2 protein-coding genes and 1 tRNA gene are annotated in these 1,180 nt (G+C 44.5%); all 3 read left to right on the top strand.

What is annotated here, in order from left to right; translation table 11 throughout:
* Positions 1 to 12: 12 nt before the first annotated feature.
* The 3 genes from DA100_RS08230 (at position 13) to DA100_RS08220 (ending at position 1,001) form a co-directional block, all read left to right on the top strand.
* A complete protein-coding gene (locus DA100_RS08230) occupies positions 13 to 360 on the top strand; it encodes a HopJ type III effector protein (RefSeq protein ID WP_138971717.1) in 348 nt (115 codons plus the stop codon).
* 47 nt (positions 361 to 407) lie between these two features.
* Entirely contained in the window at positions 408 to 761 is a 354-nt protein-coding gene (locus DA100_RS08225; protein WP_138971716.1) for an MmcQ/YjbR family DNA-binding protein, read from the top strand.
* Positions 762 to 927: 166 nt separating this feature from the next.
* Positions 928 to 1,001, top strand: a tRNA-Cys gene (locus DA100_RS08220).
* Positions 1,002 to 1,180: the final 179 nt, after the last annotated feature.

The following is a 1,180-nucleotide window of genomic DNA, read 5'->3' as shown; positions in this document are numbered from 1 at the left end:
GTACACACTGATATGGAACTTAATTCTTTTCTAGACAAACTTGCTCTGGCACCTGAAAGCGTTCAGTTTGAAGAGACGATGGCCGTTATTGATGCGAACTACAGCTTTACCCCAACGGCATTCACTAACGGCAATACCCACAATCAAGCCGATCAAAACAATGGGTCTTGTAAGATCTTTGCATTTGCTCAGTTGAATCAACTGCAACCTGCGGCAACGCTTGCTTGCTTTGGTCGATATTACCGTGATGATGTTTTGGGTAATCCTCAAGGTGAAGATCACGCCAACATTCGTAATTTTATTCAATACGGATGGCAAGGGATTGAATTTTCAGGCAATGCATTAGTCGCTAAGTCTTAGCCAAATAAGGAGTGTCAGGCTCGTTTTTTGTTTTTGGGAGTAATACGATGAACAATACTCAACTTGCCCAGTTTCTAGATGGATTCGTCGGTGCAGAAGCGGACTATCCATTCGGCCCTCAGGCGCTTGTGTACAAAGTTAAAGGTAAGATGTTTGCCATATTGGCGGAAAGGGAAGGAAGGGAGTATGTGACAGTCAAAGTGGTGCCTGAAGATGGTGAGGTGTTGACGAGCCAGTTCAGTGACATTACACCTGGTTATCATACCAACAAACGTCATTGGGTTACGGTTTATTATCCGGGAGATGTGGAAGACGGTATGATTGAAGACTTGTGTGAGCGTTCTTATCAGCTCGTCGTGAAAAAGTTGCCTAAGTTGCAACAGCTTTCACTCGGTAGCTAGCGATTGTCTAAGTACAATCAGTGAACGTATAGATCAAACAAGCGCCATATTGCTTCAAAACTCAGCAATCAAAATAAAATGTGATATTTTTATTTGACTCTCATCGCTCAATCCGTAAAGTATGCAGCGAACGCCGCGGTGGGTAACCTAAAGCGTTGAAAAAAAAGGCGCGTTGGCAGAGTGGCTATGCAGCGGATTGCAAATCCGTGGACCTCGGTTCGACTCCGGGACGCGCCTCCATTTCAGATATTGACCAGCTAAGAGCTGGTTTTTTGTATCCATCTAAAACAACCACTTCTCTTGTTCCTTAAGGCTTAACGTTTGCCTAAGCTGCGCTCCGATTCTTGGCAGCACCGCACGTGTCTAACATTCAAAACCATCTTACCGTTGCGAGAAAAAAGAACTCACGGCACTATAAG

The sequence above is a fragment of the Vibrio sp. Hep-1b-8 genome (assembly GCF_006124995.1).
Taxonomy (GTDB): Bacteria; Pseudomonadota; Gammaproteobacteria; order Enterobacterales; family Vibrionaceae; genus Vibrio.
The sequence above is the reverse complement of the archived record's forward strand: the minus strand, read 5'-3'. Positions and strand labels throughout refer to the sequence as shown.